The following is a 231-nucleotide window of genomic DNA, read 5'->3' on the forward strand; positions in this document are numbered from 1 at the left end:
TGAGGGCGCCCGCCACCTCGCCCGCACTCCGGACTTCCCGAACCAGGCGTTCGCCACCGACACCGTGCTCGCACTGCAGTTCCACCTGGAGGCCGACCACCGCACGATCGGGAACTGGCTGATCGGGCACGCGCACGAGCTGCGCCACCATGGCATCGACCCGCGCGCGATCCGCGAGCAGGCGAGGATTCACGGCCCGCGACTCGAGGCCGCCGCCCGTGCCGCGATCGC

Annotated in this window: 1 pseudogene; it reads left to right on the forward strand. The window is 72.7% G+C overall.

Features of this window, described 5'->3' with window-relative positions:
- Positions 1-231 (forward strand): annotated as a pseudogene (locus tag SB773_RS35060) (hypothetical protein); the annotation flags it as partial.

The sequence above is a fragment of the Bacillus sp. SIMBA_074 genome (assembly GCF_046534555.1).
Classification (GTDB): domain Bacteria; phylum Bacillota; class Bacilli; order Bacillales; family Bacillaceae_G; genus Bacillus_A; species Bacillus_A mycoides.